This window comes from Streptomyces polygonati (assembly GCF_042650325.1).
Classification (GTDB): domain Bacteria; phylum Actinomycetota; class Actinomycetes; order Streptomycetales; family Streptomycetaceae; genus Actinacidiphila; species Actinacidiphila polygonati.
This window is the reverse complement of the sequence record NZ_JBHSBB010000019.1, coordinates 122,607-147,144: the sequence shown is the minus strand read 5'-3', so window position 1 is coordinate 147,144 and position 24,538 is coordinate 122,607. Positions and strand designations below refer to the sequence as shown.

24 protein-coding genes and 1 pseudogene are annotated in these 24,538 nt (G+C 72.3%); 20 read left to right on the top strand and 5 right to left on the bottom strand.

Translation table 11 applies throughout. The features are described from left to right. Positions 1 to 187 precede the first annotated feature (187 nt). Positions 188 to 787, top strand: a complete 600-nt coding sequence (locus tag ACFO3J_RS26365) for a hypothetical protein (RefSeq protein ID WP_386434516.1) — start codon at positions 188 to 190, stop codon at positions 785 to 787. A 69-nt stretch (positions 788 to 856) separates the two neighbouring features. Here ACFO3J_RS26365 and ACFO3J_RS26360 read toward each other — a convergent pair whose 3' ends face one another. After that, the gene (locus tag ACFO3J_RS26360) at positions 857 to 1,360 is read right to left on the bottom strand and encodes a universal stress protein (protein ID WP_386434088.1); all 504 of its coding nucleotides are present in this window, start codon (positions 1,358 to 1,360) and stop codon (positions 857 to 859) included. Between the two features lie 330 nt (positions 1,361 to 1,690). On the opposite strand from ACFO3J_RS26360, the gene ACFO3J_RS26355 reads away from it, so the two are divergent. The 4 genes from ACFO3J_RS26355 (at position 1,691) to ACFO3J_RS26340 (ending at position 5,067) form a co-directional block, all read left to right on the top strand. Continuing rightward, positions 1,691 to 2,656, top strand: a complete 966-nt coding sequence (locus ACFO3J_RS26355) for a TerC/Alx family metal homeostasis membrane protein (protein WP_386434085.1) — start codon at positions 1,691 to 1,693, stop codon at positions 2,654 to 2,656. A 53-nt stretch (positions 2,657 to 2,709) separates the two neighbouring features. Continuing rightward, positions 2,710 to 3,306, top strand: a complete 597-nt coding sequence (locus ACFO3J_RS26350; protein ID WP_386434082.1) for a TetR/AcrR family transcriptional regulator — start codon at positions 2,710 to 2,712, stop codon at positions 3,304 to 3,306. 209 nt (positions 3,307 to 3,515) lie between these two features. After that, the gene (locus ACFO3J_RS26345; RefSeq protein ID WP_386434079.1) at positions 3,516 to 4,367 is read left to right on the top strand and encodes an alpha/beta fold hydrolase; all 852 of its coding nucleotides are present in this window, start codon (positions 3,516 to 3,518) and stop codon (positions 4,365 to 4,367) included. 253 nt (positions 4,368 to 4,620) lie between these two features. Then, positions 4,621 to 5,067 carry an SRPBCC family protein gene (locus tag ACFO3J_RS26340; protein WP_386434076.1) on the top strand — a complete coding sequence of 149 codons (447 nt, stop codon included), beginning with the start codon at positions 4,621 to 4,623 and terminating at the stop codon, positions 5,065 to 5,067. A gap of 218 nt (positions 5,068 to 5,285) precedes the next feature. On the opposite strand, the pseudogene ACFO3J_RS26335 reads toward ACFO3J_RS26340, so the two are convergent. Together ACFO3J_RS26335 and ACFO3J_RS26330 are read right to left on the bottom strand one after the other, a co-directional pair. Further along, positions 5,286 to 5,765: pseudogene (locus ACFO3J_RS26335) on the bottom strand (SLAC1 family transporter); the annotation flags it as partial. Further along, positions 5,705 to 5,983, bottom strand: coding sequence for a hypothetical protein (locus ACFO3J_RS26330; RefSeq protein ID WP_386434531.1), 279 nt, complete (start codon positions 5,981 to 5,983; stop codon positions 5,705 to 5,707). The gene ACFO3J_RS26330 and the pseudogene ACFO3J_RS26335, both read right to left, overlap by 61 nt. 263 nt (positions 5,984 to 6,246) lie before the next feature. Here ACFO3J_RS26330 and ACFO3J_RS26325 point away from each other — a divergent pair, with 263 nt between their 5' ends. From ACFO3J_RS26325 to ACFO3J_RS26310, 4 genes are read left to right on the top strand one after another with little or no spacing between them, the layout of a single operon-like run. Continuing rightward, positions 6,247 to 7,311 (top strand): acyl-CoA dehydrogenase, encoded by a 1,065-nt coding sequence (locus ACFO3J_RS26325; RefSeq protein WP_386434074.1) that lies wholly within the window; start codon positions 6,247 to 6,249, stop codon positions 7,309 to 7,311. After that, positions 7,308 to 8,099, top strand: coding sequence for a PIG-L deacetylase family protein (locus tag ACFO3J_RS26320; protein ID WP_386434071.1), 792 nt, complete (start codon positions 7,308 to 7,310; stop codon positions 8,097 to 8,099). Before ACFO3J_RS26325 ends, ACFO3J_RS26320 begins: the two co-directional genes overlap by 4 nt. 14 nt (positions 8,100 to 8,113) lie before the next feature. After that, on the top strand, positions 8,114 to 8,773 hold the full coding sequence (locus ACFO3J_RS26315; RefSeq protein WP_386434513.1) for a class I SAM-dependent methyltransferase: 660 nt from the start codon (positions 8,114 to 8,116) through the stop codon (positions 8,771 to 8,773). Next, on the top strand, positions 8,770 to 9,534 hold the full coding sequence (locus ACFO3J_RS26310; protein ID WP_386434068.1) for a glycosyltransferase: 765 nt from the start codon (positions 8,770 to 8,772) through the stop codon (positions 9,532 to 9,534). The genes ACFO3J_RS26315 and ACFO3J_RS26310 overlap by 4 nt, the downstream gene beginning before the upstream one ends. Before the next feature lie 109 nt (positions 9,535 to 9,643). On the opposite strand, the gene ACFO3J_RS26305 is transcribed toward ACFO3J_RS26310, so the two are convergent. Further along, a complete protein-coding gene (locus tag ACFO3J_RS26305) occupies positions 9,644 to 10,213 on the bottom strand; it encodes a DUF1697 domain-containing protein (protein WP_386434065.1) in 570 nt (189 codons plus the stop codon). A 229-nt stretch (positions 10,214 to 10,442) separates the two neighbouring features. Here ACFO3J_RS26305 and ACFO3J_RS26300 point away from each other — a divergent pair, with 229 nt between their 5' ends. From ACFO3J_RS26300 to argF, 9 genes are all read left to right on the top strand, one after another. Then, positions 10,443 to 11,807 (top strand): AAA family ATPase, encoded by a 1,365-nt coding sequence (locus tag ACFO3J_RS26300; RefSeq protein ID WP_386434062.1) that lies wholly within the window; start codon positions 10,443 to 10,445, stop codon positions 11,805 to 11,807. Beyond that, positions 11,804 to 12,181: a nucleotide pyrophosphohydrolase gene (locus ACFO3J_RS26295; RefSeq protein WP_386434059.1), complete on the top strand. Its 378-nt coding sequence runs from the start codon at positions 11,804 to 11,806 to the stop codon at positions 12,179 to 12,181. Before ACFO3J_RS26300 ends, ACFO3J_RS26295 begins: the two co-directional genes overlap by 4 nt. Positions 12,182 to 12,313: 132 nt before the next feature. Then, complete coding sequence (locus ACFO3J_RS26290) at positions 12,314 to 12,724, top strand: DUF6099 family protein (protein ID WP_386434056.1); 411 nt, start codon at positions 12,314 to 12,316, stop codon at positions 12,722 to 12,724. 33 nt (positions 12,725 to 12,757) lie between these two features. Then, positions 12,758 to 13,681 carry an LLM class F420-dependent oxidoreductase gene (locus ACFO3J_RS26285; RefSeq protein WP_386434053.1) on the top strand — a complete coding sequence of 308 codons (924 nt, stop codon included), beginning with the start codon at positions 12,758 to 12,760 and terminating at the stop codon, positions 13,679 to 13,681. A 7-nt stretch (positions 13,682 to 13,688) separates the two neighbouring features. Next, positions 13,689 to 14,651 (top strand): homocysteine S-methyltransferase, encoded by a 963-nt coding sequence (mmuM, locus tag ACFO3J_RS26280; RefSeq protein ID WP_386434050.1) that lies wholly within the window; start codon positions 13,689 to 13,691, stop codon positions 14,649 to 14,651. A 138-nt stretch (positions 14,652 to 14,789) separates the two neighbouring features. Continuing rightward, positions 14,790 to 16,307 carry a 3' terminal RNA ribose 2'-O-methyltransferase Hen1 gene (locus tag ACFO3J_RS26275; protein WP_386434047.1) on the top strand — a complete coding sequence of 506 codons (1,518 nt, stop codon included), beginning with the start codon at positions 14,790 to 14,792 and terminating at the stop codon, positions 16,305 to 16,307. Continuing rightward, positions 16,304 to 18,889 carry a polynucleotide kinase-phosphatase gene (locus ACFO3J_RS26270; RefSeq protein ID WP_386434044.1) on the top strand — a complete coding sequence of 862 codons (2,586 nt, stop codon included), beginning with the start codon at positions 16,304 to 16,306 and terminating at the stop codon, positions 18,887 to 18,889. The genes ACFO3J_RS26275 and ACFO3J_RS26270 overlap by 4 nt, the downstream gene beginning before the upstream one ends. 69 nt (positions 18,890 to 18,958) lie before the next feature. Beyond that, positions 18,959 to 20,182 carry an arginine deiminase gene (locus ACFO3J_RS26265; RefSeq protein WP_386434041.1) on the top strand — a complete coding sequence of 408 codons (1,224 nt, stop codon included), beginning with the start codon at positions 18,959 to 18,961 and terminating at the stop codon, positions 20,180 to 20,182. A 101-nt stretch (positions 20,183 to 20,283) separates the two neighbouring features. Beyond that, positions 20,284 to 21,282 (top strand): ornithine carbamoyltransferase, encoded by a 999-nt coding sequence (argF, locus tag ACFO3J_RS26260; RefSeq protein WP_386434038.1) that lies wholly within the window; start codon positions 20,284 to 20,286, stop codon positions 21,280 to 21,282. A 58-nt stretch (positions 21,283 to 21,340) separates the two neighbouring features. Here argF and ACFO3J_RS26255 read toward each other — a convergent pair whose 3' ends face one another. After that, positions 21,341 to 21,766 (bottom strand): ATP-binding protein, encoded by a 426-nt coding sequence (locus tag ACFO3J_RS26255; RefSeq protein ID WP_386434035.1) that lies wholly within the window; start codon positions 21,764 to 21,766, stop codon positions 21,341 to 21,343. Here ACFO3J_RS26255 and ACFO3J_RS26250 point away from each other — a divergent pair. Next, positions 21,728 to 21,919, top strand: a complete 192-nt coding sequence (locus ACFO3J_RS26250) for a BBE domain-containing protein (protein WP_386434032.1) — start codon at positions 21,728 to 21,730, stop codon at positions 21,917 to 21,919. The genes ACFO3J_RS26255 and ACFO3J_RS26250 overlap by 39 nt on opposite strands. Positions 21,920 to 21,986: 67 nt before the next feature. Then, positions 21,987 to 24,209: an MMPL family transporter gene (locus ACFO3J_RS26245; RefSeq protein ID WP_386434029.1), complete on the top strand. Its 2,223-nt coding sequence runs from the start codon at positions 21,987 to 21,989 to the stop codon at positions 24,207 to 24,209. Positions 24,210 to 24,538 lie beyond the last annotated feature (329 nt).

The window sequence follows — 24,538 nt, the reverse complement described above, 5'->3', positions numbered from 1 at the left end:
CGGGAGCGGACTCGGCGAGAATGGGCATATTGGTTTGCACCGTTGGTAATGCGCCGGACCGTGTATCGGCCGCACTGCCGGGGTCGGTGGACTCCCCTTGTGAACACACCTGGAACGGGGCTGAGTTGGGCGCTGTCGTGATAGAGTCATGATTAATTCATGGGACGCCGCGAAAAAGGGGAATGGCGTGAATACCGAGAAGGTCACGGCTCGACGTCTTACGGCCGATGAAGTTTCAGAGTTGGGTCGCCAGGACGGCATCTTCGTCTCCGCACAGACCGAAGGCCTTCCTCTCGACTGCTACGCCCCGGCCAGCCTTACGAAGCCGGGCAAGAATTTTGAGGGAGGGTCCTTCACCGCGAGGACGATATTCGGCGACGAAATCCAACTTCTCCCGGACAATGCCGAAGAGCCCGGGGTCTGGGCGGCCGACCCGGCGGGGGAGGAGATAGAGGTCCTCCAGAGCGCCGGTGTCCTGCTGAACCTCGCCCTCTTCGTTCCCGGCGGGAACAAGGAATCCCTGGAGGCGCTCTACGCCGCCGCGCGGGACGCGTTCGGCGCGGGGATCGTCCAGCGCTGGAACGAGGAAGTCGTCGCGGTACCGGAGGTCAAGGTCGATCTGTTCGAGGAGCCGATCCGGGGGCGGAAGAGCGCGGCCGGCCAGAACCGTGACCGGCGCGCCCTGGACATCTACCCGACCCGGGTGCGGTTCCTGGAGCCCAGCGACGGCTGGAGGTTCATCGTCGAACCGCACCAGGAGGTCGTCGATGAGACACCGACGATCTGACGCACCGGCGGCTTGACCGGAAGACGCCCGGCCGGGATCTCCCGGCCGGGCGTTTCGCGTCGGCGGCCGTCAGCGCGTCGGCGGCAGCTCGTCGAGGACGCGCGCGGCGCGGCCGACATCGTGCAGGAGCTCGGACGGCGGGACGGCCAGTACGGGACACCGCGCATGCGCCAGGCAGTAGCGGCTGACGTCACCGTGGAACAGCCGCAGCAGACTCCCTCGCCTGCCGGTACCGATCACCAGCAGATCCTCCGGTTCCCGCGCGATCCGGGCGAGGACCGGTCCGGGTCCGCCCCGTACGACGGTCAGCCGGCATCGCACCCCGCTCGGACAGCCGCCGAAGGCATCCCGGAACGACTGCTCCAGACGCTCGCATGCCGCGTTCTCCAGTGCCTCCAGCAGCGGCGGCCAGCTGTTCCGCCGGGAAGCCACCTCACCACCGGGCGGTGTCCAGGTCATCACGCCGACCAGTTCGCTGTCCCGGTGCCGGGCCTCGGCGACGGCCCGATGCAGGGCGGTCAGGCCGCGCAACGATCCGCTGATCCCGACGACGACCCGCCCGTACTCCGCCATGCCGCTCCGCTTCCTTTCGCGTGCCCGCTCGGAAGGACCCCGCTGCCTCCGACTCACCTCCAGGGAAACGCCGGCTCCCGGCGAGGAATCCATTCCTGACGCCGTCGATACGCGCCGCGACCCCGCTCTGACGCCTCATTGACGGTGACGGGAAAGGGCCGCCGCCATTCAGGCGAAAGCTGTGTCCTCCCTCCCCCTGTTCCGCGCATACGGCATCGGCCTGTCACCTCTTTGCGGGCGACAAGCACGGGGCGCTGGTCGAGACTCGTTCGGGAAGGTGTTTCCATTTCTCACCACTGTCCCGCTACTGCCGGCGTGAGGGGCTGCCAGGTGGCCGATGTCCCGTTCTGGCTGTGGGCGGTGTTCGTCGTCCTCGTGCTGGTGTCGCTGGCGGTGGACCTGGTGGCCCACCGGGACGCCCATGTCATCGGGTTCAGGGAAGCCGCGGTGTGGAGTGCGGCGTGGGTCGGTCTCGCCCTCGGCTTCGGCGCGGTCGTCTTCGCCGTCCTCGGCTCGACCGCCGGGGTCGACTACACCACCGCGTGGCTGCTGGAGAAGAGCCTGTCCGTCGACAATCTGTTCGTCTTCGCGCTGATCTTCGCCTATTTCAAAGTGCCGCGCGCCTATCAGCACCGTGTGCTCTTCTTCGGGGTCCTGGGCGCCCTGCTGTTCCGCGGGATCTTCCTGGCCGCCGGCGTGGCCGTGGTCAACCGCTTCACGGCGGTGCTTTTCGTCTTCGCGGCGATCCTCTTCTACAGCACCTACAAGATCCTCACGGGCGACGAGGAGAGCTTCGACCCGGGCCGGAGCCTCGCGGTGCGACTGCTGCGCAAGGTCGTCCCGGTCCGGGACGAGTACGCGGGGACGAAGTTCTTCCTCAAGGAGGCCGGCCGGCGTGTCGCCACTCCGCTGCTCGCGGTCGTCGTCGCGATCGAGGCCGCCGACCTGGTCTTCGCCGTGGACAGCGTGCCGGCCGTCCTCGCGGTCAGCGACAACGCCTTCATCGTCTACACCAGCAACGCGTTCGCCATCCTCGGCCTGCGCGCGCTGTACTTCCTCCTCGCGGGTCTGCTGGACCGGTTCCACTATCTGAGCAAGGGACTCGCGCTCATTCTCGCCTTCATCGGCGTCAAGCTGATCCTGCAGGCCTGCCACAAGCTGATCAGCAAGAGCATTCCGGAGATCCCCTCGCTGGTGAGCCTGGCGGTGATCGTCGTGGTCCTGGCCCTCGCCGTCGTGTTGAGCCTGCTCCGCCCCGTGGCACGTGAAGGGAAAGGGCCCGAAAGGGAGGGATGAGGACGCGGTCGGGGTCATATCACCTGGAAAGAACGGTCCGTATACTTCGTCATATGACCGAGAACAGGACGGGAAGCGCCGCGGCGGGGACCAGGCGGCCGTCGGCGGCGCGGGCGCGTCTGCTAGCCACGGCGAGCAGGCTGTTCTACACGGAGGGAATCCGTGCGGTCGGCGTCGACCGCGTGATGGCCGAGGCGGATGTGGCGCGGGGAACTTTCTACCGCCATTTCGAGGGCAAGGACGACCTGGTGCGGGGCTATCTGGAGGCCACCGACCTGAATATCCGGGCTCAGGTGGATTCCGCGGCCGCGGCGACGGGCGGCGGGGCCGCGCTGCTCCAGGGTGTCGCCCGGGCCATCGGGCAGGACGTGTGCGGTCCGGGGTTCCGCGGCTGTCCTTTCATCAACGCCGCCGCGGAATACCCGGATCCGCAGAGCCCGGTGCACCAGGCCGTGCTGACCCATCGCGCGTGGTTCCGCCAGATGCTGGAGGACGCCTTCCGGGCGATCGGCGCCACGCGTCCCGGGCAGTCGGCCGACACGATGTTCGCCCTGCGGGACGGAGCGATGGTGGCGGGCTACCTCAGCGACGCGGAGACGGCCGCCCGCACCCTGGAGCACGGGACGGGCCTGCTCATCGCGCGGGGCTGACGGCGGCAGGAGCCGGCGGCGGTGCGGGGCGAGGCCCTCCGGCCGCCCGGCCGCGTGACGTGGGTCACCCACCCCCCATCTGTTGCCGGGGTCGAGGCAGGTCTATCTTCTGCATAGAACGTTCTATCCACTTAGACGTTCTCGCCAGGGCGACCGCGCGCCGGCAAGCCGTTCGGCGCGCAACGCCCCGCTCACACCAGGAGAGTCCCGTGCTCAACCGCCGCATCTTCCGTATCTCGCTGGTCGGCACGACCGCCGTCGCCCTCGCCGCCGGTGTGGCGACCCTCGCGTCCGCCGCGCCCTCGCACCACACCTCTTCGGCCCCGAAGCCGACCGTCGTCCTCGTCAACGGCGCGTGGTCCGACTCGGCCAGCTGGAGCGGTGTGATCAAGCGCCTCCAGGCCGAGGGCTACCCGGTCACCGCGCCCCCCACGGCCCTGCGCGGCCTGGCCGGCGACTCGGCGTACCTGGCTTCCTACCTGAAGACCGTCCAGGGCCCGATCGTGCTGGTCGGCCAGTCGTACGGCGGGTCCGTCATCACCGACGCCGCCACGGGCGACACCAGTGTCAAGGCACTGGTGTACATCTCCGCCTTCGCGCCGGACACGGGGGAGAGCGCCGTCGGACTGGCCACGAAGTTCCCCGGCAGTCACATCTCCGACGACCCCGACGCCCAGATCCCGACCGCCCTCGACGCCGTGCCGTACACCCTGCCCGGCGGGACCGGCGGCGTCGACCTCTACGCCAAGGCGGACCAGTACCGCGACCTCTTCCTCAGCGGCCGCCTGGACGACAAGGCCGCCGCCGAACTGGCGGCCACCCAGAGCCCCATCGACTCCCAGGCCCTGGGCGAGCCGTCCGGCGCGCCGGCCTGGAAGACCATCCCGTCCTGGTACCTCGTCTCCAAGGACGACCACCTGATCCCCCCGGCGGCCGAACGGTTCATGGCCGCCCGCGCGCACGCCCACACCGTCGAGGCCAATACCCCGCACGCCGCACAGGTGACCGACCCGAAGATCGTCACCGACCTCATCGAGCAGGCGGCCAGGACCGTTCGCTGACAAACTCCGGGGGCCCTCTCCGGCGGGTCGCGCTCCTGCCGGAATTCGGTAAGCCGTACCTTCTCGATCTGCGGCCCCGCACCCGCCCGGCCGGGACCGCCGCACCGTCCTCGGACGGGTCCGAGGTCAGCGTGATGTGACACGCCACCCGCACCGGGGGCGTCCGTAACCATGGAGGCTGTCAGCGCCACCGGTCCCGGCCCAGGCCGGTGCCGCAGGCGTCCGGCCTCCCGGAATCAAGGAACGATCAGCCATGAGTGGACAGTTCGAAGCAGTCACCGAGATCGACCGGCCCATCGAGGAGGTCTTCGCGTATCTGGCACAGGGTACGAACGACCCGAAGTTCAGCCCCCGGGTGCAGCGGATCGACAAGGAGCCGGCCGGGGCCACCGTGATCGGCACGGTGTTCCGGAGCACGGTGAAGGACGCGGGGATGACCTCGCAGCGCGAGATCCGGATCACCGAGCTGGAAGTGCCGCGGAAGATCCGCTGGACGGAGACGTCGAAGAACTCGGTGACGTCCTCCGAGGGCGGTTACGACCTGGACGCGATCTCGGACGGGACGACACGGGTACGGCTGTTCAACGTGCTGGAGGGGCACGGCATCGGCAAGCTGCTGGTGAGCTTCGCCCTCGGCGCGGCCCGCAAGGACGCACCCGCGTTCGGCGAGCGGATCAAGAAGGCGATCGAGGCTTCCTGACCGGATCGGCAACCGGATCGACGACCGGGTCGACGCCGAGGACAGTTCTCCCGACGGGCGTTCGTGGTGCCCGTCGGGCGGCGGCGGCCCAGACGAACACCAGGGAGCCGGTACGGGCCGCCAGCGCCCCGGTGGCGGTGACGGACCGCCGCGCCCTGCCCGTACGGATCGGGCAGCGCGTCCGGCACCACCGCGGCCAGCGCACCCAGGCCCGTCACGGCCTGGCCCAGCGCCCCCAGGCCGATCCACACCGTGGGCACCGACGCACCGGTGGGCGCGTCATGGTGCACCAGACGGCTGTAGACCATGGCCGGCACCAGCAGTACGGCCAGCAGGCCGAGCCCGAACATCGCGTTGCAACCCAGCAGCAGAGCCAGCGGCGGCTGCCCGGCCGGCGTGTGCGGGACGAGCAGCGCGCCCGTCGAAGCCGAGACCAGCGGCGGCACCACCGGCATCAGCCAGCCGCCGAACGCCGCGTCGGGGGCGAAGCGGTGCCGGGTCACCATCAGATACGGCACCGCGCGGGCCGTGGCCAGACCGAGCGCGGTGCCGAGCGACCACAGCGTCCAGTCCACCTCCAGCGCCGCCCGCGCATCGATCACCCGCCGGCCGAGTTCCAGCGCCCCGGCGCCCACTGTCAGGAGCGCCACGGCCGGCGCGCCGAAGAACTGCGCCTGGACCGGATCGGCGGCGTGCAGCCGCAGCGCCCGCTGCCGGACGTAGCCGGCCGCCCGGACGGCGGGGAAACGCAGACCTCGTTGCCGTCGGCCGACACCAGGATCAGTCGGTAGCGGCCGCCGAATTCGTTCGCCGAGGTGAACACCCCGATCGGACCGGCCACATCCAGCAGCCGGACTCCGGGGAAGCCGAAGACCGTCACGAGGAGCGAGCCGGTCGCCCCGTCTTCGCCGTTCATCGCATGCCTCCGGACCTGCCGTGCGGGCCCCGCCGATGCTAAGCGCAGTCAGTTGGTAGGACGAACCGACCGGAGTCGCGTCATGTCCGATCCGCGGGCCCCGTCGGCGCGGGAAATGCCCGCGGACCGACGGGTCGATGACGTCGAGTACCTGTTCGTCCGATGTGTGCGCCCGCGCCGACGGGGCATCCGGATGCGTGCGCCGTCGTGCCGGGTCAAGGTGGTGGCGTGTATCGGGCGGTCGCGGGCAAGGAGCACGACGCATGTACAGCGCAACAGACCAGCAGGAAGCATTTCCGGTCGCGCAGGGGGCGTCGGACGGGGAGCCGGAGGGCTTTTCCGCCCGGCGGGCCCGGCGGGAGGCCGCCGCCCGCTTCCATGACCACGTCGCCGAGCTGTGGTCCGGCGGCGCGGAGAGTCCGCTCCCCGGATCGGGCCGGACCGCGGAGCGTTTCGCTGCCCTGGCCTCGGTCGCGGCCGAGGACCTGAGCGCGGCGCGTCTGGTGGAGGGCCATGTGGACGCGGTCGCGATCCTGGCCGAGCTCGGCGGACCGGAGCCCGCGGTCGGGCAGTTGTGGGGGGTATGGGCCGCCGAGCCGCCGGGGGAGGGGCTGAAGGCCGTGCGCACCCAGGACGGCTGGTCGCTCAGCGGTCTCAAGCGCTACTGCTCCGGGGCGCACAGCTGCACGCACGCCCTGGTCACCGCCCGGGCGGGGGACGGCCGCCGGCTCTTCGCGGTCAGCACCGGGGTCGGGGAGGGGGGAGCCACCGGATACCGGCCGGTCGCGGGCAGCTGGCAGGCGATCGGGATGGCCGGCAGCGACACGCCCGATGTGGGGTTCGAGGACGTGGCGGCCGTACCGGTCGGCGGGGTCGACGCCTATGTGACGAGGGCCGGCTTCCAGCACGGCGGCATCGGCGTGGCGGCCTGCTGGCTGGGCGGCGCCCGCGCGGTCGGCGGCGAGCTGCTGCGCGCGGCCGCGCGGCGCGGGCCCGATCCCATCACCGACGCCCACCTGGGCGCCGTCGACATGCGACTGCACGCCGCCGAGGCCGTGCTGCGCCAGGCCGCCGCCGAGATCGACGACGACCCCTTCGACAAGGGCGGCACCGCCCGCGTGCGGAGTCTGCGCGTCCGGGCCTTCGTGGAGTCGGTCTGCGCCGACGTCCTGACCCATGTGGGACGTGCCACCGGTGCGGGACCGCTGTGCCACGACGAACGCCACGCCCGCGCCGCCACCGACCTCGCCGTCTACATCCGGCAGCACCACGCCGAACGCAATCTGGCAGAGCTGGGCGCGCTCGTCGCCGGCCAGGAGCGGTCGTGACCGCGCGACCGGGGCACGGTCCCGGAGCGGACCGCGCGCCCCGGGTCCCCGCCGACGCCATCCAGGCCCCCGGCACCGACGAGAGCCGCTGGCGGGCCTGGGACGGCTGGGACAGGCTGCCGGAGCTGCGGCTCCCCACCGACGGCCGCGTCGTGGTGGTGGCCGCCCATCCGGACGACGAGGTACTCGGCGCCGGCGGCATGATGACGCTGCTCGCCGGCTCCGGTGTGGACCTGACGGTCGTGTCGGTCACCGACGGGGAGCGGTCCCACCCCGGCAGCGCGGTCGTCACGGCCCGGCAGCTCGCCGGGATCCGGGCGGGCGAACTCCGCGCCTCGCTTTCCGAACTCGGGGCGGGCACGGCGGAGGTCGTCCGGCTGGCCGTGCCCGACACGGAGGTCGCCCGCCACGAGGAGATGGTGGCCGCGGCCCTCGCTCCTGTCCTGCGGGGCGCGCGGATGTGCCTGGCACCGTGGACGGGGGATGTCCACAGCGACCACGAGGCCGCCGGCCGGGCGGCGCTCACCGCGTCCGGCGCGGCGTCCGTCCGCTGCCTGCTGTACCCGGTGTGGATGTGGCACTGGGCGGAGCCGGACGATCCCCGCGTGCCCTGGTCGTCCGCGCTGGCCGTGCGCCTGCCGCGGGAGGTGGTGCGACGCAAGAGCGCCGCCGTCGACCGGTTCACCAGCCAGATCCGGCCGCTCGGGCCCGCCCCGCAGGACGCCGCGGTGCTGCCCCCCGGGGAGATCGCCCACCATCTCCGCGACGTCGAGGTGGTCTTCGGATGACGAGCGCCGACCCGATGGGCGACCCGGGCCGTCCCCGCCCGGCGGCAGCGGCCGACCGAAGTACCCCCGACACGTACTTCGAGGAGCAGTACCGGCGCGCCGAGGACCCCTGGGCACTGGCCGAGCGCTGGTACGAGCGGCGCAAGTACGACCTCACGGTGGCGGCCCTGCCGCTGCCGCGCTACCGCAGGGCGTTCGAACCCGGATGCTCGGTCGGCGAACTGACCCGGCGGCTGGCCGGCCGCTGCGACTCGCTGCTGGCCGCCGACCGCGTCGAGCCGGCGGTGCGGACCGCCCGGCAGCGCACCGCCGGACTCGCCGGAGTGACCGTTCGCCGCCTTGTCCTGCCGGACCAGTGGCCGGAGGGCGGCTTCGACCTGATCGTGCTCTCCGAGCTGCTCTACTACTTCGAGGCCGCGACGCTGGACCGGCTGGTGGAACGCGCGGTCGCCTCCCTGGAGCCCGGCGGCACCCTGGTGACCGCGCACTGGAACCACCCGGTGCCCGAGCACCTGTTCACCGGTGACGACATCGCGGCGAGGCTGGCGGCGGTGCCGGGGCTCGGCCTGCTGGCCGACCACCGTGAGGACGACTTCGTCCTGCAGGTCCACTCGCGCGCCTTCCCCGACGGCCGGCTGCCGGCCGGCCCGGCCGAGCGGGAGGGGCTGGTGTGAACATCGGGGCCGTCGCCGTCGTGATCCCCGCCCACGACGAGGAAGTCCTGCTGCCCGCGGCCCTCGACGCGGTGGCTGTCGCCGCCCGGCATCCGGACCTCGCGGCGGTGCGGGTGGTCACGGTGCTCGTCGCCGACTCCTGCCAGGACCGGACCGCGGAGGTGGCCCGCCGGTCGGGGGCCGTGGTCGTACGGGCGGACTGCCGCAACCCGGGTCGCGCCCGCGCCCTGGGCGTCGAGCGGGCGCTGCGGGAACTCGCCTCCCCGGCGGCGACCACCTGGATCGCCGTCACGGACGCCGACAGCGTCGTCCCCTCCGACTGGCTGGCGCACCACAGCGCCCGGGCCCGCGAGGGCTGGCAGGCCGTCGTCGGGACCGTCGCCCTGCCCGCGACCACGGCTGCCTCCCTCGTCGCGAGCCACACGCTCGGCTACGAGGCCACCCGCCCGACGGACGGCTCCGCCTGGCGCCACCCGCACATCCACGGCGCCAACCTCGGCCTGACCGCCGGCGCCTACCGGGCGGTCGGCGGCTTCCCGCCCCTCGATGTGGGTGAGGACCGCGCCCTGGTCAGAGCCCTGGAGGCGTCCGGTCACCGCGTGCTCCGTACGGCGGACTGCCCCGTCCTGACCTCCTCCCGGCTGCGGGCGCGGGCGCGAGGGGGCTTCGGTGATCACCTGGCCGCGCTCGACCCGGTCATGGCCGAAGGGGAAATCCGGAGTCCGGGGCCGAGCGGACTCCTGGTCCGCCGCCCGGGATGACGACCGGCGAGGCGATCGTCCCGCGGCGGCACTGGCGACGCGCGCGTCGACGGCCCGGCGGGCCGTGCCCGGGCCCGGATCGGGGTGGGGCCGGGGCGGGGGTCGCCGCCTACGCGGTTTCGCGGTCGAGCGCCTCGGTCAGCGCCAGGAGCTTGGTGACCGTGTTCCAGTTGCGGAACGAGGCGGTCAGTCCGAGCTTGCGGTCGGTGAAGAGGGCGGCGAGCCTGGAGTCGCGGATCGAGTCGGGGAAGTGGGCGTAGATCTCCGTCTCGCCGGGGCTGAACTCGTCGGGAGCGTACGCCGCCGGGTCGATCGCGGCCAGCCGGTCGAGCGGGACCGGTCCGGACAGGAAGACGACGACGAAGCGGGAGCCGTTCACCTTCTCCATGGGGAAAGGGTTGGCGTCCACGACCCGGCGCAGATCGGCCCCGGAGCGGACCAGTACGGCGATGGTCAGGCCCAGTTCGCTGGAAAGGGCCTGCTCCAGATCGGCCGCCAGGCGCGGTGGGTCCCGCCGTTCATGGGTGAACACGGCGTTGCCGCTCTGGAGATGGGTACGCACCCGTGCGCCGCCGATGCCCTCGATGAGTTCGCGCAGCTTCGGCATGGGCACCCTGTTGTTGGGCCCGACGTTGATGCCGCGCAGCAGTGCGACGTAGCTGGTGCTGGTCGTGGTCACCCGCGCCACGCTACCGGGAGCGGACGGCGGCGGGGTGTGCACAGGTGTCGGGGGCGGGGTGTGCACAGGTGTCGGGGGCGGGCGGGGCAGGACAGTGTCGGCTGTCCGGTTTCCTATGGTTGGCCGGAATTCCCGGGTTGACCTCAATCATGCGTGATGTCCCTCGTTCGAGGGACGATGGGCCCGCTTGAACGGTTCGGCACCCCAACAGGTCGTTACCTTCGCCGCCATGAGCACCAGGCAGCACCGCCCCGTCGTCACCGAACTCCGGCTGTCGGCCTTCAAATCGCACCGGGGAGCGACCTTCGGGTTCGGTCCGCTCACTCTGCTCACCGGGGGCAGCGGCACCGGCAAGTCCAGTGTGCTCGAAGGGCTCGCCGCACTCGGCCGACTGGCCTGCGGCGACGGGCTGCACGAGGTGTTCGACACCGTCGTACGCGGGGGCGCCGCAGCCTGCGTCCCCCAGGGCGCCCGGCCCGACGCGCAGGGCCGCCGCGGCTTCCGCATCGGCTGTACGGTCACCGGTCCGGTCGGGCCGGTGCGGCTCGATGTCGCCGTGCAAGTGGAGCCGACCTTGCGGATCGTCGGCGAACGCCTCACCGGCGCCGGCGAGACACTGCTTACGACCGCGCTGCGCGACCCGTCCCGGCCCACCGTCCAGGCGGCCTGGCACACCGCCGGCGTGGTCGCCGTGACCCGCGCTCCGCTGCCGGACGACCTGCTGGCCACCGCGCTGCTGCCGCTGCGCGTCGCGGGCCGTACCGACGGGCAGCGGCTGGTGCTGGCCGCGGCCGAGCAGGTGGTGGTCGCGCTGCGCGGGGTCTTCCCGGTCGCGCCGCGGCCGGAGCTGATGCGTGCCCCGGCGGCGCTCGGCGACGGCCGGTTGCGGATGGCCTGCGACAACCTCTCCGCGGTGCTCGCCAGGACCGAGGGCGAATGCGTCACCCGCCACGCCGCACTGGTGAACGCGGTGCGCGCGGTGTGCAGCCCGCCCGTCGAGGGCCTGACGACACTGCCCGCGCTGCTGGCCGGCGACGGCCGCGGCCCCGCGCTCGACGCCACGATCGCCGCGGTGGACCGGGGTCCGCTCGGCCTGGTGCCGATCGACCGCCTCGGCGACGGCGAACTCCGCTTCCTCGCCTTGGCGCTGGTCCTGCTCACCGGCCCCGGCGTGCTGGATGTCGACACCAGTACGGAGTTGCTTCCGGCCGGTCAGGTGCTGACCGTGATGGCCGACGGGCTCGACCTCGGGCTGGACCGGCAGCAGGCACGCGAACTGCTGCGCCTGGCCGGGCGGGCCGCCGCCCACGGGCACATCCGGCTGCTCGGGACCGTGCAGGACCCGGCCTGTCTGGACGGGGTGGGCGGACTGTCCGTGACGACGTTCGCCGCCGGGATGGTGCCGAGACAAGCGGGTGAGGGGGGCGTGGTCGGAGCGGTGAAAGCGGGTGAGGACGGGGCCGCCGGCCGGCTGAGGGCATCGGGGGCGGGCCAGGTCGACGCGCGTGAAGTCGTGGAACTCGGCGCCGGCACCGAGGAGTCGGTGGAGGGCGCGGGCGGCGACCGGGAAGATGGGGTAGACCAGTCCGGGTGACCGAACAACAGGATCCGGACCTCGCGGCCCTGCAGCGCCGCCTCGTCGACTTCGCGGCGGCCCGCGACTGGGCGCCCTTCCACACCCCGAAGAACCTCGCCGCGGCGCTCAGCGTCGAGGCGTCAGAACTGCTGGAGATCTTCCAGTGGTTGACGCCCGAGCAGGCGGCCGCGGTGATGGAGGACGCCGACAGCGCCCATCGGGTCAGGGACGAGGTGGCGGATGTGCTGGCGTATCTGCTGCAGTTCTGCGCCTCGCTGGGCGTCGATCCGCTGACCGCGCTCGACGCGAAGATCGACCGCAATGAGCTGCGCTTTCCCCGTCCGGACCGGTCGGCCGCCCGGTCGACCGGATCGGCTCACTCGCAGGAGTGAGCGAGTTGTCCACAATGCGCCGCTCGTCCACAGATTCGCGGCTCGCCCCTTCCGTGCCGTCCCCGGTCTGTCACGCTGAGTGACATCAGACGGCGGCACGGAGACCGCCGCGGACGACGAAGGGTGCGGACGATGGACGCGGCACGACTGGTGGCGGAGGCGGAACGCGCTCTGAGGGGCAGCCCGCAGCCCGAGCACGTCATCGCGGAGGCCTGGCAGGCGTACGAACTGACCGAGGCGGTGGGGCGGCTGCTGGGCGACGACGGTGGACGGCCGGGGGTGAGGGCGGGGCCCGCCCCGGTGGTCGCGGCCGGGGGCGCGGGACCGCTGCGGGCGGTACGGCTGACCGGGGTGCGCGATCCGGCCGGCACCTTGCGGGCGCTGGGCGTCCTGCTCGGCGAGATCGGGCTGACCCTGGTGGGCATCACCTGCGCGGCCGAGGACGAGGCGGGCTACTGGCAGTGCATCGAGGCGCTGGACGCGGTGGACGAGGCCAAGGACCGGGTCGGTGAGCTGGCGGGCGGCGGCGGAGGCGGTGATTGACGGACAGCGCCGTGGTGGGGGCAGGATGGAGCAATGGATCTGCGAATCTTCACCGAGCCCCAGCAAGGGGCGAGCTACGACACACTGCTGGCCGTCGCCAAGGCGTCGGAGGACCTCGGCTTCGACGCCTTCTTCCGCTCCGACCATTTCCTGAGGATGGGGGAGGGCGACGGGCTGCCGGGGCCCACGGACGCGTGGATCACCCTGGCGGGCCTCGCCCGGGAGACCAGCCGGATCAAGCTGGGCACCCTGATGACGGCGGCCACCTTCCGGCTCCCCGGCGTACTGGCCATCCAGGTGGCACAGGTCGACCTGATGTCGGGCGGACGGATCGAGATGGGGCTCGGCGCGGGGTGGTTCGAGGCGGAGCACACCGCGTACGGCATCCCGTTCCCGAAGGAGAAGATCGCCCGGCTCGAGGAGCAGCTGGCGATCGTCACCGGGCTCTGGGAGACGCCGGTGGGCGAGACCTACGACTTCGACGGGAAGTTCTATCAGCTGAAGGACTGCCCGGCGCTGCCGAAGCCCGCCCAGGCGAAGGTCCCGGTGATCATCGGGGGGCTGGGCGCCAAGCGCACGCCGGAGCTGGCGGCCCGCTACGCCGACGAGTTCAATGTGCCCTTCGCCTCGCTGGAGGACACCGGCCGGCAGTTCGAGCGGGTGCGGGAGGCGGCGCGGGCGGCCGGCCGCGATGCGGACGACCTGGTCTACTCCAACGCCCTGGTCGCGGCGGTCGGCAAGGACGACGCGGAGGTGGCCCGGCGGGCGGCGGCGATCGGCCGGGAGGTCGAGGAGCTGCGGGCCAACGGGCTGGCGGGATCGCCCGCGCAGGTCGTCGACACGATCGGCCGGTACGCGGAAAAGGGCTCCACCCGCTTCTACCTCCAGATCCTCGACCCGTACGACCTGGACCACCTGGAGCTGATCTCCTCCCAGGTGCTGTCCCAGGTGGGCTGAGCCGGCGATGAGTTCACCCGCGCCTCCGCCTCCGCCCGGCCCGCCCGGGGTGCCTCCGTCCGGCGCTCCGCCGGGACCGGCTGCCACCGGGTCGTTCCTGGGCGCCGACGGCACGCTGGTGCTGGACGGCGGGCTGTCCAACCAGCTCGCCGCCCAGGGGTGCGACCTGTCCGACGCGCTTTGGTCCGCCCGGCTGCTCGCCGACGACCCGGAGCAGATCCAGGCCGCCCATACCGCGTATCTGCGGGCGGGGGCGCGGGTGCTGATCACCGCCAGCTACCAGGCGACGTACGAGGGTTTCGCGCGGCGCGGGATCGGGCGGGAGGAGGCGTCGGGGCTGCTGCGCCGCAGTGTCGAGCTGGCCCGGCGGGCGGCGGCGGGGCGACCAGGGGTGCGGGTGGCCGCCTCGGTCGGACCGTACGGCGCGATGCTCGCGGACGGCAGCGAGTACCGCGGCCGCTACGGCAGGTCGGTGCGGGAGCTGGAGCGTTTCCACCGCCCCCGGATCGAGACGCTGGCGGCGGCCGGACCGGACGTGCTCGCCCTGGAGACGGTGCCGGACGCGGCCGAGGCCGAGGCGATGCTGCGGGCGGCCGAGGGCACGGGCGTGCCGGTGTGGCTGTCCTACACCGTCGCCGGGGACCGCACCCGGGCCGGCCAGCCGCTGCGGGAGGCCTTCGCGCTGGCGGCGGGCCGGGACCAGGTGGTCGCGGTGGGCGTCAACTGCTGCGCTCCCGAGGACGCCGAGCACGCCGTGCGGCTGGCGGCGGAGGCCACCGGCAAGCCGGTGGTGGTCTACCCCAACAGCGGTGAGCGGTGGGACGCCGACGGGCGCCGCTGGGAGGGGAGTCCGGCCTTCGACCCGGAGCTGGCCGTGGCCTGGCAGGCCGCCGGGGCGCGGTTGATCGGGGGCTGCTGCCGGGTCGGACCGGCCGGGATCGCCGGCATCGCGGCCGCGCTGCGCGGGTGAGCCGAAGGGCGCGGGCGGCCGGTGAGCCGGACCCGTCGGCCCCGGGGCGGTTGAGCCGGGCGGGCGGTGAGCCGGCCGGGCGGGCGGCCGGGGAAAACCGTTGTCGGGGGTGAAGTCGGGCAGGGAATACTCACTCGGGTGTTCCTGACGATATCCACCACCGCATCCACCGGCGCGAACTCCGCCGGTCCGGCAACGGACCTCGGCTTCCTGCTGCACAAGCACCCGGACAAGGCGCAGGTCTTCTCGACCTCCTACGGCGACGCTCATGTCTTCTACCCCGAGGCGGGCGCCGAGCGCACCACGGCCGCGCTGCTGCTGGAGGTCGATCCACCGGCGCTGGTGCGGCGCGGGCGGGGGAAGGGCCGGGGCGGGGCGCCCGACGCGGCGCTGGCGGCGTATGTGAACGACCGGCCGTATGCCGCGTCGTCACTGCTGGCGGTGGCGCTGCGGACGGTGTTCGGCAGCGCGATGCGCGGCGAGTGCCGCAGCCATCCCGAGCGGGCCGCGGCGCCGATGCCGTTGCGGATCGAGGTGCCCGCGCTGCCGGCACGGGGCGGCGCCGCGCTGGTGGCCCGGCTGTTCGAGCCGCTCGGCTGGCAGGTGAGCGCCCGACCGGTGGCGCTGGACGAGCGCTTCCCGGAGTGGGGGGAGTCCCGGTATGTGACGCTCACGCTCCAGGGGGAGATGCGGCTGTCCGAGGCGCTGTGCCACCTGTATGTGCTGCTGCCGGTGCTGGACGACGCCAAGCACTACTGGGTGTCCGCGGACGAGGTGGACAAGCTGCTGCGTTTCGGAGCGGGCTGGCTGCCCCGGCACCCGGAGCAGAAGCTGATCACCAGCCGCTATCTGGCGCGTCGTTGGTCGCTGACCAGGGAGGCGATGGAGCGGCTGGAGCTGGCCCGGCTCGCCGACGCGGACGACGTGGAGGTCGAGGAGATCGACAACGCGGTCGCCGCCGAGGCGCCGGAGGAGGCCGAGGAGCCGCCGACCCCGCTCGCCGTGCGGCGCCGCGTGGCGATCCTGGCCGCGCTGCGCGCCTCGGGCGCCAGCCGGGTGCTCGACCTGGGCTGCGGGCAGGGCCAGTTGGTGGCGGCGCTGCTCAAGGAGCCGCGGTTCACCGAGATCGTCGGCATGGACGTGTCGGTCCGGGCACTGGACATCGCCGCCCGCCGACTCCGGCTGGACCGGATGGGCGAGCGGCAGTCCGGCCGGATCACCCTCCTCCAGGGCTCGCTCGCCTACACCGACACCCGGCTGAAGGGCTATGACGCCGCCGTGCTGAGCGAGGTGATCGAGCATCTGGACCTGCCGCGGCTGCCCGCCCTGGAGTACGCGGTGTTCGGTGCCGCCCGGCCCGCCACCGTGGTCGTGACCACACCGAACGCCGAGTACAACGTGCGCTGGGAGAGCCTGCCCGCCGGGCACGTCCGGCACGCCGACCACCGTTTCGAGTGGACCCGGGCCGAGTTCGCCGACTGGGCCGGCGCGGTGGCCGGCCGGTACGGCTACCAGGTGACCTTCGCCCCGGTCGGCCCCGAGGACCCCGAGGTCGGCCCGCCCACCCAGCTGGCCGTCTTCACCCTGGCCGCACCGGAACCCGGCGCGCGGACCCCGACCGCCCACCCCGACAGGAACAAGGAGGCAGCCGCATGACCGACGAGACCGAGTCCACCGGGCCGACCGCGCACACCGGCGCCGCCGCCCCCCGCGCCCTGGCCGTCACCGACCTGTCCCTGGTCGTGCTGATCGGCGCCAGCGGTTCCGGCAAGTCCACCTTCGCCGCCCGCCACTTCAAGCCGACCGAGGTGATCTCCTCCGACTTCTGCCGCGGCCTGGTGAGCGACGACACCAACGACCAGAGCGCCACCTCGGACGCCTTCGACGTCCTGCACTACATCGCCGGCAAGCGCCTCGCGGCCGGCCGCCGGACGGTGGTGGACGCCACCAGTGTGCAGCCGGAGAGCCGCAAGCAGCTGATCGCCCTGGCCCGCGAGTACGACGTGCTGCCCATCGCCATCGTGCTCGACGTGCCCGAGCAGGTCTGCGTCGCGCGCAACGCCGGGCGCCCCGACCGCGCCACGCTGCCCCGCCACGTCGTGCAGCGCCACCAGCGCGAACTGCGCCGTTCGTTGAGGGGCCTGGAACGCGAGGGCTTCCGCAAGGTGCACATCCTGCGCGGCGCCGCCGAGATCGACGCCGCCGAGATCGTCACCGAGCGCCGCTACAACGACCTGACCCACCTCACCGGCCCCTTCGACATCATCGGCGACGTCCACGGCTGCGCCTCCGAGCTGGAGACGCTGCTGTCCGAACTCGGCTACCGGGACGGCGCGCACCCGCAGGGCCGTACCGCGGTGTTCGTCGGCGACCTGGTGGACCGCGGCCCGGACAGCCCCGGCGTGCTGCGCCGGGTGATGGGCATGGTCGAGGCCGGCACCGCGCTGTGCGTGCCGGGCAACCACGAGAACAAGCTGGGCCGCTATCTGAAGGGCCGCCAGGTCCAGCACACCCACGGCCTCGCCGAAACCGTCGAGCAGCTGGAGAAGGAGGACGAGCGCGATCCGCTGTTCCGCGAGCGGGTGCGGCGGTTCATCGAGGGGCTGGTCAGCCACTACGTCCTCGACGGCGGCAAGCTGGTGGTCTGCCACGCCGGGCTGCCGGAGAAGTACCACGGCCGCACCTCGGGCCGGGTCCGCTCGCACGCCCTGTACGGCGACACCACCGGCGAGACCGACGAGTTCGGCCTGCCGGTCCGCTACCCGTGGGCCGAGGACTACCGAGGGCGCGCCGCCGTCGTCTACGGCCACACCCCGGTCCCCACCACCTCCTGGATCAACAACACCATCTGTCTCGACACCGGCGCGGTGTTCGGCGGCAGGATGACCGCGCTGCGCTGGCCGGAGCGCGAGATCGTCGACGTGCCCGCCGAGCGCGTCTGGTACGAGCCGGTCAAGCCGCTGGCCGGCGAGGCCCCCGGCGGCCTGGACGGCCGCCCACTGGACCTCGGCGACGTGGCGGGCCGCCGGACCGTCGAGACCGGCGCGATGGGACGGCTCGCGATACGCGAGGAGAACGCCGCCGCGGCTCTCGAAGTGATGAGCCGCTTCGCCGTCGACCCCCGGCTGCTCGCCTACCTGCCGCCCACCATGTCGCCGTGCGCCACCTCGACCAGGGACGGCTACCTCGAACACCCCGAGGAGGCGTTCGCCGCCTTCCGGGACGACGGAGTACGCCAGGTCGTGTGCGAGGAGAAGCACATGGGCTCGCGCGCCGTCGCCCTGGTGTGCCGCGACGAGGCCGCCGCCCTGGCCCGCTTCGGCGTCCCGGGGGTGAGCGGCGCCCTGCACACCCGTACCGGCCGGCCGTTCTTCGACGACCCGGCCGTCACCGAGCAGGTGCTGGCCCGGCTGCGCGACGCCGTGTCCGGAGCCGGGCTGTGGGACGAACTCGGCACCGACTGGCTGCTGCTCGACGCCGAGCTGCTGCCCTGGTCGCTCAAGGCGTCCGGCCTGCTGCGCAAACAGTACGCGGCGGTGGGCGCGGCGGCCGGCGCCGCCTTCCCGCCCGCCCTGGCCGCGCTGGAGGCCGCCGCCGCCCGCGGCGCCGACGTGTCCGCCACGCTGGCCCGGCAGCGGGAACGGGCCGCGGACGCCGGGGCGTTCACCGACGCCTACCGGCGCTACTGCTGGACCACCGACGGCCTGGACGGGGTGCGGCTGGCACCCTTCCAGCTGCTCGCCGTCCAGGACCGCAGTCTCGCCGCCCTCCCGCACGACCGGCAGCTGGAGCTGATCGACCGCCTCGCCGCGGCCGACAGCAGCGGCCTGCTGCACACCACCCGCCGGCTCGTGGTGGACACCGGGGACGAGGCGTCCGTCGCCGAGGGCGTGCGCTGGTGGCTGGAGCTGACCGAGGCCGGCGGCGAGGGCATGGTCGTCAAACCGCTGGCCGCGCTCGTACGCACCGGGGCCGGCCGGCTGGCGCAGCCCGGGGTCAAGTGCCGCGGCCGGGAGTATCTGCGGATCATCTACGGCCCGGAGTACACCCGCCCGGAACACCTGAAGCGGCTGCGCGACCGGGCGCTCGGCCACAAGCGGTCCCTCGCGCTGCGGGAGTACGCCCTCGGCCTGGAATCCCTGGACCGGCTCGCGGCCGGCGAGCCGCTGTGGCGGGTCCACGAGGCGGTGTTCGCGGTGCTGGCCCTGGAGTCGGAACCGGTCGACCCGCGGTTGTAGGCGCGCGGGCCCGATCCCGGGGGCAGCGGAACGTGCCGTGCGGCCCCCGTCGTGGGAGGGTCTCCTACCATGGGATTCCACGTGGACTCCGAGACCGGGCGGCTGCGCAGCGTCATCCTGCACCGCCCGGATCTCGAACTGAAGCGACTGACCCCGACCAATATGGACGCGCTGCTCTTCGACGACCTGCTGTGGGTCCGCAGGGCCCGCGCCGAACACGACGGGTTCGCCGACGTGCTGCGCGACCGCGGTGTGCGGGTGCACCTCTTCGGCGATCTGCTGACCGAGACGCTGCGGCTGGCCGAGGCGAAGCGGCTCGTCCTGGACCGGGTCTTCAACGAGAAGGAGTACGGCCCGCTGGCCACCGGCCATCTGCGGGCCGCCTTCGAGAAGCTGGACGTCGCCGAGCTGGCCGAGGCGCTGATCGGCGGCATGACCAAGCGGGAGTTCCTGGACGGCTTCCCCGAGCCGGTCTCGGTGCGCTTCCACGCCATGGGACTGGACGAATTCCTGCTCAGCCCGCTGCCCAACCACCTGTTCACCCGCGACACCTCGGCCTGGGTCTACGACGGGGTGAGCATCAACGCGATGCGCTGGCCGGCCCGGCAGCGCGAGACCGTGCACTTCGAGGCGATCTACCGCCACCACCCGCTGTTCGCGGACGGCGGTTTCCATGTGTGGTCCGAGGGCCAGGTCGCCTACCCCTCCACCATCGAGGGCGGCGACGTGCTGGTCATCGGCCGGGGCGCGGTGCTGATCGGGATGAGCGAGCGCACCACCCCGCAGGCGGTGGAGATGCTGGCGCGCGGGCTGTTCGCGGCGGGTTCGGCGCGGACCATCGTGGCTCTGGACATGCCCAAGACGCGGACCTTCATGCACCTGGACACGGTGATGACGATGGTCGACGGCGACACCTTCACCCAGTACGCGGGGCTGGGCATGCTGCCCTCCTACACCATCGAACCCGGCTCGGACGAGGGCGGGCTGAAGGTCACCGACCATCCGCCGGAGCAGATGCACCGGGCCATCGCGGCGGCTCTCGGCCTGGACTCGATCACCGTGCTCACCGCCACCCAGGACGTGCACGCCGCCGAACGCGAGCAGTGGGACGACGGCTGCAACGTCCTGGCCGTCGAGCCGGGCGTGGTGATCGCCTACGAGCGCAACGCCACCACCAACACCTTCCTGCGCAAGCGAGGTATCGAGGTCATCGAGATCCCGGGCAGTGAACTGGGCCGCGGGCGGGGCGGTCCGCGCTGCATGAGCTGCCCGATCGAGCGGGACGCGGTGTGAGGCGGACCACGGGTCCACCGGAGCACGGGTCTGTATAAGAATGCTGACTATCGTATAGAGTTCCGGTGTTGGCAGCGACGCACCGACCTAGGAGTCCCCGCATGGCCGTCGACCTCAAGGGCCGGCACTTCCTCAAGGAGCTGGACTTCACCCCGGAGGAGTTCCGCCACCTCGTGGAGCTGGCCGCGGAGCTGAAGGCGGCCAAGAAGGCGGGTGCCGAGCAGCGCCGGCTGCGTGGCAAGAACATCGCGCTGATCTTCGAGAAGACCTCCACCCGCACCCGCTGCTCCTTCGAGGTCGCCGCCGCCGACCAGGGTGCCTCCACCACCTATCTCGACCCCTCCGGCTCGCAGATGGGGCACAAGGAGTCGGTCAAGGACACCGCCCGGGTGCTCGGCCGGATGTTCGACGGCATCCAGTACCGGGGCTACGGCCAGCAGGTCGTCGAGGAGCTGGCGGCGCACGCGGGTGTGCCGGTCTGGAACGGTCTCACCGACGAGTGGCACCCCACCCAGATGCTCGCCGACGTCCTCACCATGGCCGAGCACAACACCAAGCCGCTCGGCGAGATCTCCTACGCCTATCTCGGCGACGCCCGCTCCAACATGGGCCACTCGCTGCTGGTCACCGGCGCGCTGCTCGGCATGGACGTCCGGATCGCCGCGCCCGAGAGCCTGTGGCCGGACGACGGGGTGACCGCCGAGGCCCACCGGCTGGCCGAGGTCAGCGGCGCCCGGATCACCCTCACCGAGGACGTCGACGAAGCGGTACGGGGAGCTGACCATGTGCACACCGACGTATGGGTGTCCATGGGCGAGCCGAAGGAGGTCTGGGACGAGCGGATCGCGCTGCTCAGGCCGTACGCCGTCACCGCCGGGGTGATGCGGGCGACCGGCAACCCGCGGGCCACCTTCCTGCACTGCCTGCCCTCCTTCCACGACCTGGGCACCGCGGTCGGCCGGGAGGTGCACGCGCGGCACGGGCTGGAGTTCATGGAGGTCTCCGACGAGGTCTTCGAATCCGAGCGGTCGGTCGTCTTCGACCAGGCGGAGAACCGTATGCACACCATCAAAGCGGTCCTGGTGGCGACCCTCGGCTGAGGCCGAGCGGCCGCGCTTCCCGCGGCCGGGCTCGCCGGGCCTACAGGCCGGCCGCGGCTCAGGACAGGATGAACCAGACCGCCTTCCCGCTGCCGGTCAGCCGGCATCCCGACGACGCGCTCAGCATCCGGATCAGCAGCAGCCCGCGCCCGCCCTCGGCCAGCGCCTCCACCGGCACCTCGTCCGGCGCCACCGCCTGGGCCGGGATCAGCCGGGCGAAGCCGTCCGGCACCTCGCGCCCCGGGTCGTGCACCTCCACCTGGCAGCCGTGCGCCAGCAGCGCCACGATGAGCTCGATGGGGCCGCCCGGCGTGTGCTCGACGGCGTTGGTCACCACCTCGGCGGTGAGCAGTTCGGCGGTGTCGGCGTCGAGCGCCTCGTCCCGTCCCGGCTCGGCGAGCAGGTCCCGGATCACCGCCCGGGCCAGCGGGACCGCCTGGGGGGAGTGCCTTTTCGTTGTTCCGGCAACCGGTGGAAGCCACACCGAGCACGGACTCGCGGCGAGGACGCCACCGAGGACAGGACCCGGCAGGCCTGCGCCCCGGATGTCTACGAACGGCTGCGGACGGTCAAGGCGGCCTACGACCCCCGCAACAGATTCCGGCTCAACCGCGACATCCCGCCCCGGGCGGCGTAAGGGCGACCGGGCCTCAGCGGGTAGGCCTTCCTGCCGTCCAGCACTTGTGCGCGCGGCAGGAGACCTGGTGACCCGACTGGCCCATTGGTGCTTCGAGCACCGCACGAGAGTCGTCGTCTTCTGGCTGCTGGCGCTGCTGGTCACTCTCGGGCTCAGCCGGTCGATCGGCAGCCACTACAACGAGAGCGTGAGCCTGCCGAGCACTGACTCCCAGCAGGCGGTGAGACTGCTGACCGACAATTTCCCCGCGGCGTCGGGTGAGGGCGACCAGGTCGTCTTCCAGGCCGAGGGCGGGGCCACCGTGCGCTCCCCCTCGGTCCGGGGACCGGTGACCGCGGCGCTCGCCAGGGTGGCGGCGGTCCCGGGGGTGGCATCCGTGGTCAGCCCGTACAGCGGACAGGCGGCGGCGCAGATCAGCGGCGACGGCTCGGTGGCGTTCGCCCGGGTGACCTGGGAGCAGAAGGCCGCGAAGGTCACCAAGGCCGACGCCAAGCGCCTGATCGACGCCGCGAAGACCGCGGACGGGCCGCATGTCCATGTCTCGCTCGGCGGGCAGTCCATCTCCAACGAGGAGAGCACCGGCCCGGGTGTGTCCGTCGCGGTCGGCGTGGTGGCCGCCCTGATCATCCTGCTGATCGTCTTCGGCGGAGCCCTGTTCTCCTCCCTGATGCCGCTGCTGACCGCCGCCGTCGCCCTGGTGATCGGGACCTCGGTCATCGGCCTGCTCTCCCACGCCATGGACACCCCGAGCGTGTCCACCGACCTCGCCGTCCTCATCGGGCTCGGCGTCGGCGTGGACTACGGCCTGTTCATCATCAGCCGGCACCGCACCGCGGTGAGAGCCGGATCGCCCTATCCGGCCGCCTCCGACGAGGCGGTGAACACCTCCGGACGTACGGTGCTGTTCGCCGGGATCACGGTGTGCATCGCGCTGCTCGGCCAGTTCGCGCTCGGCGTCAACTTCCTCTACGGGCTGTCGGCCTCCTCGGCCATCACCGTCGCGCTGACGATGGCCACCTCGCTGACCTTCCTGCCCGCCATGCTCGGCTTCCTCGGCCCGAAGGTGCTGTCCCGGCGGGAGCGGGCCGCGCTGGCCGTCCACGGCCCGGCCTCCACCGACGCCGCCGGCTTCTGGCTGCGCTGGGCGCGGGCGATCGAGGCCCACCGGGCCTTCGTCGCGGCGGCCTCACTGGCGGTGGTCGTGGTGGTCGCCCTGCCCACGGTCAGCCTGCGCCTCGGGTCCGCCGGCGCGGGCAACGACCCCTCCTCGTCCACCACCCACCAGGCGTTCGCCGCCCTGGCCAAGGGCTTCGGCCCCGGTTTCAACGGGCCCTTCCAACTCGTCGGCCGGGTGTCGGCGCCGGCCGACGTCAAGGCGTTCGCCGGCTTGCTGGCCGCCGCCGCCCGCACCCCCGGAGTGGCGTCGGTGACGCCCCCGGTGACCTCGCCGAACCGCGAGGTCGAGCTGGCGATCCTGTATCCGACCACCGATCCGGGATCGAAGCAGACCGTCACCCTGGTCTCCACCCTTCGCCACCACCTCGTCCCCCGCGCGGAAGCCGGGACCTCCCTGGCCGTCCATGTCGGCGGTGTCACCCCCACCAACATCGACTTCTCCCGGGTGCTGAGCGACAAGCTGCCGCTGTTCGTCGCGGTGGTGGTGATCCTGGCGTTCCTGCTGCTGATGGCGGTCTTCCGCAGCCTGCTGATCCCGCTGGTGGCCGCGGTGATGAACCTGCTGTCCGTCGGCGCGGCGCTCGGCGCGCTCAACGCGGTGTTCACCTGGGGGTGGGGCAGTTCGGTGCTCGGGCTGACGGGCACCGGCCCGGTCGACGCCTTCATCCCGGTGCTGCTGTTCTCGGTGCTCTTCGGACTCTCCATGGACTACGAGGTCTATCTGGTCAGCCGTATGCAGGAGGAATGGCGCCACCGCGGGGACGGCGGCGGGAATGGCGGCGGCGGTCCCGGTGCCGCCGTCCGGCGCAACCACCGGGCGGTGACCGTCGGCCAGGCGAAGAGCGGGCGGATCATCGCCGCGGCGGCCGGGATCATGATCCTGGTCTTCGGCTCCTTCCTCATCGGCGACCAGCGTGTCCTCAAGGAATTCGGCTTCGGCCTGGCTTTCGCGGTCCTCGTCGACGCGCTGGTGATCCGCGGCCTGCTCGTCCCGGCCCTCATGCACCTCATTGGCCCTGCCAACTGGGCGCTGCCGGCCTGGCTGGAACGCGTGGTCCCCAACCTGTCGATCGAGGCCCCGGAGCACGGGGCGGCGGACCGCGACGAGCACTGAATTCCGCCCAACTGGCAGGCCGCAGCGGGTGATTGGCGACAATAGCGGACAGGTCGCAGTGGTTTGATTTTTCGACGCCCCGCGTTAACGAAGGTGTCACCTTTCCACGACCGCAGCGGTTCAACGGTGCTCCTACGATGATCACGACAGCGAGATCCCGAAAGGGAAATGCTCGGTCCTGCCGCATCTGTGTGCCGGCTGTGGACCGTGCTGTTTTTCGGCTCTTTGAATTGTTGGTACGGAACGGCGACCCGCACGAAGCGTATGAGCTCGTACCTTTTTATCCGTCGGCGGCTGTGGGCTACCGTAAAAGTTGACAGGGCCTCAAT

Excerpts from the sequence above, each read along its gene's own strand:
- ACFO3J_RS26290 (WP_386434056.1), top strand. The coding sequence starts at position 12,314 with ATGGACGCGGCACGACTGGTGGCGGAGGCGGAACGCGCTCTGAGGGGC.
- mmuM (WP_386434050.1), top strand. The coding sequence starts at position 13,689 with ATGAGTTCACCCGCGCCTCCGCCTCCGCCCGGCCCGCCCGGGGTGCCT.
- ACFO3J_RS26340 (WP_386434076.1), top strand. The coding sequence starts at position 4,621 with ATGAGTGGACAGTTCGAAGCAGTCACCGAGATCGACCGGCCCATCGAG.
- ACFO3J_RS26360 (WP_386434088.1), bottom strand. The coding sequence starts at position 1,360 with ATGGCGGAGTACGGGCGGGTCGTCGTCGGGATCAGCGGATCGTTGCGC.
- ACFO3J_RS26330 (WP_386434531.1), bottom strand. The coding sequence starts at position 5,983 with ATGAACGGCGAAGACGGGGCGACCGGCTCGCTCCTCGTGACGGTCTTC.
- ACFO3J_RS26315 (WP_386434513.1), top strand. The coding sequence starts at position 8,114 with ATGGGCGACCCGGGCCGTCCCCGCCCGGCGGCAGCGGCCGACCGAAGT.
- ACFO3J_RS26325 (WP_386434074.1), top strand. The coding sequence starts at position 6,247 with ATGTACAGCGCAACAGACCAGCAGGAAGCATTTCCGGTCGCGCAGGGG.
- ACFO3J_RS26300 (WP_386434062.1), top strand. The coding sequence starts at position 10,443 with ATGAGCACCAGGCAGCACCGCCCCGTCGTCACCGAACTCCGGCTGTCG.
- ACFO3J_RS26265 (WP_386434041.1), top strand. The coding sequence starts at position 18,959 with ATGGGATTCCACGTGGACTCCGAGACCGGGCGGCTGCGCAGCGTCATC.
- argF (WP_386434038.1), top strand. The coding sequence starts at position 20,284 with ATGGCCGTCGACCTCAAGGGCCGGCACTTCCTCAAGGAGCTGGACTTC.
- ACFO3J_RS26350 (WP_386434082.1), top strand. The coding sequence starts at position 2,710 with ATGACCGAGAACAGGACGGGAAGCGCCGCGGCGGGGACCAGGCGGCCG.
- ACFO3J_RS26285 (WP_386434053.1), top strand. The coding sequence starts at position 12,758 with ATGGATCTGCGAATCTTCACCGAGCCCCAGCAAGGGGCGAGCTACGAC.
- ACFO3J_RS26270 (WP_386434044.1), top strand. The coding sequence starts at position 16,304 with ATGACCGACGAGACCGAGTCCACCGGGCCGACCGCGCACACCGGCGCC.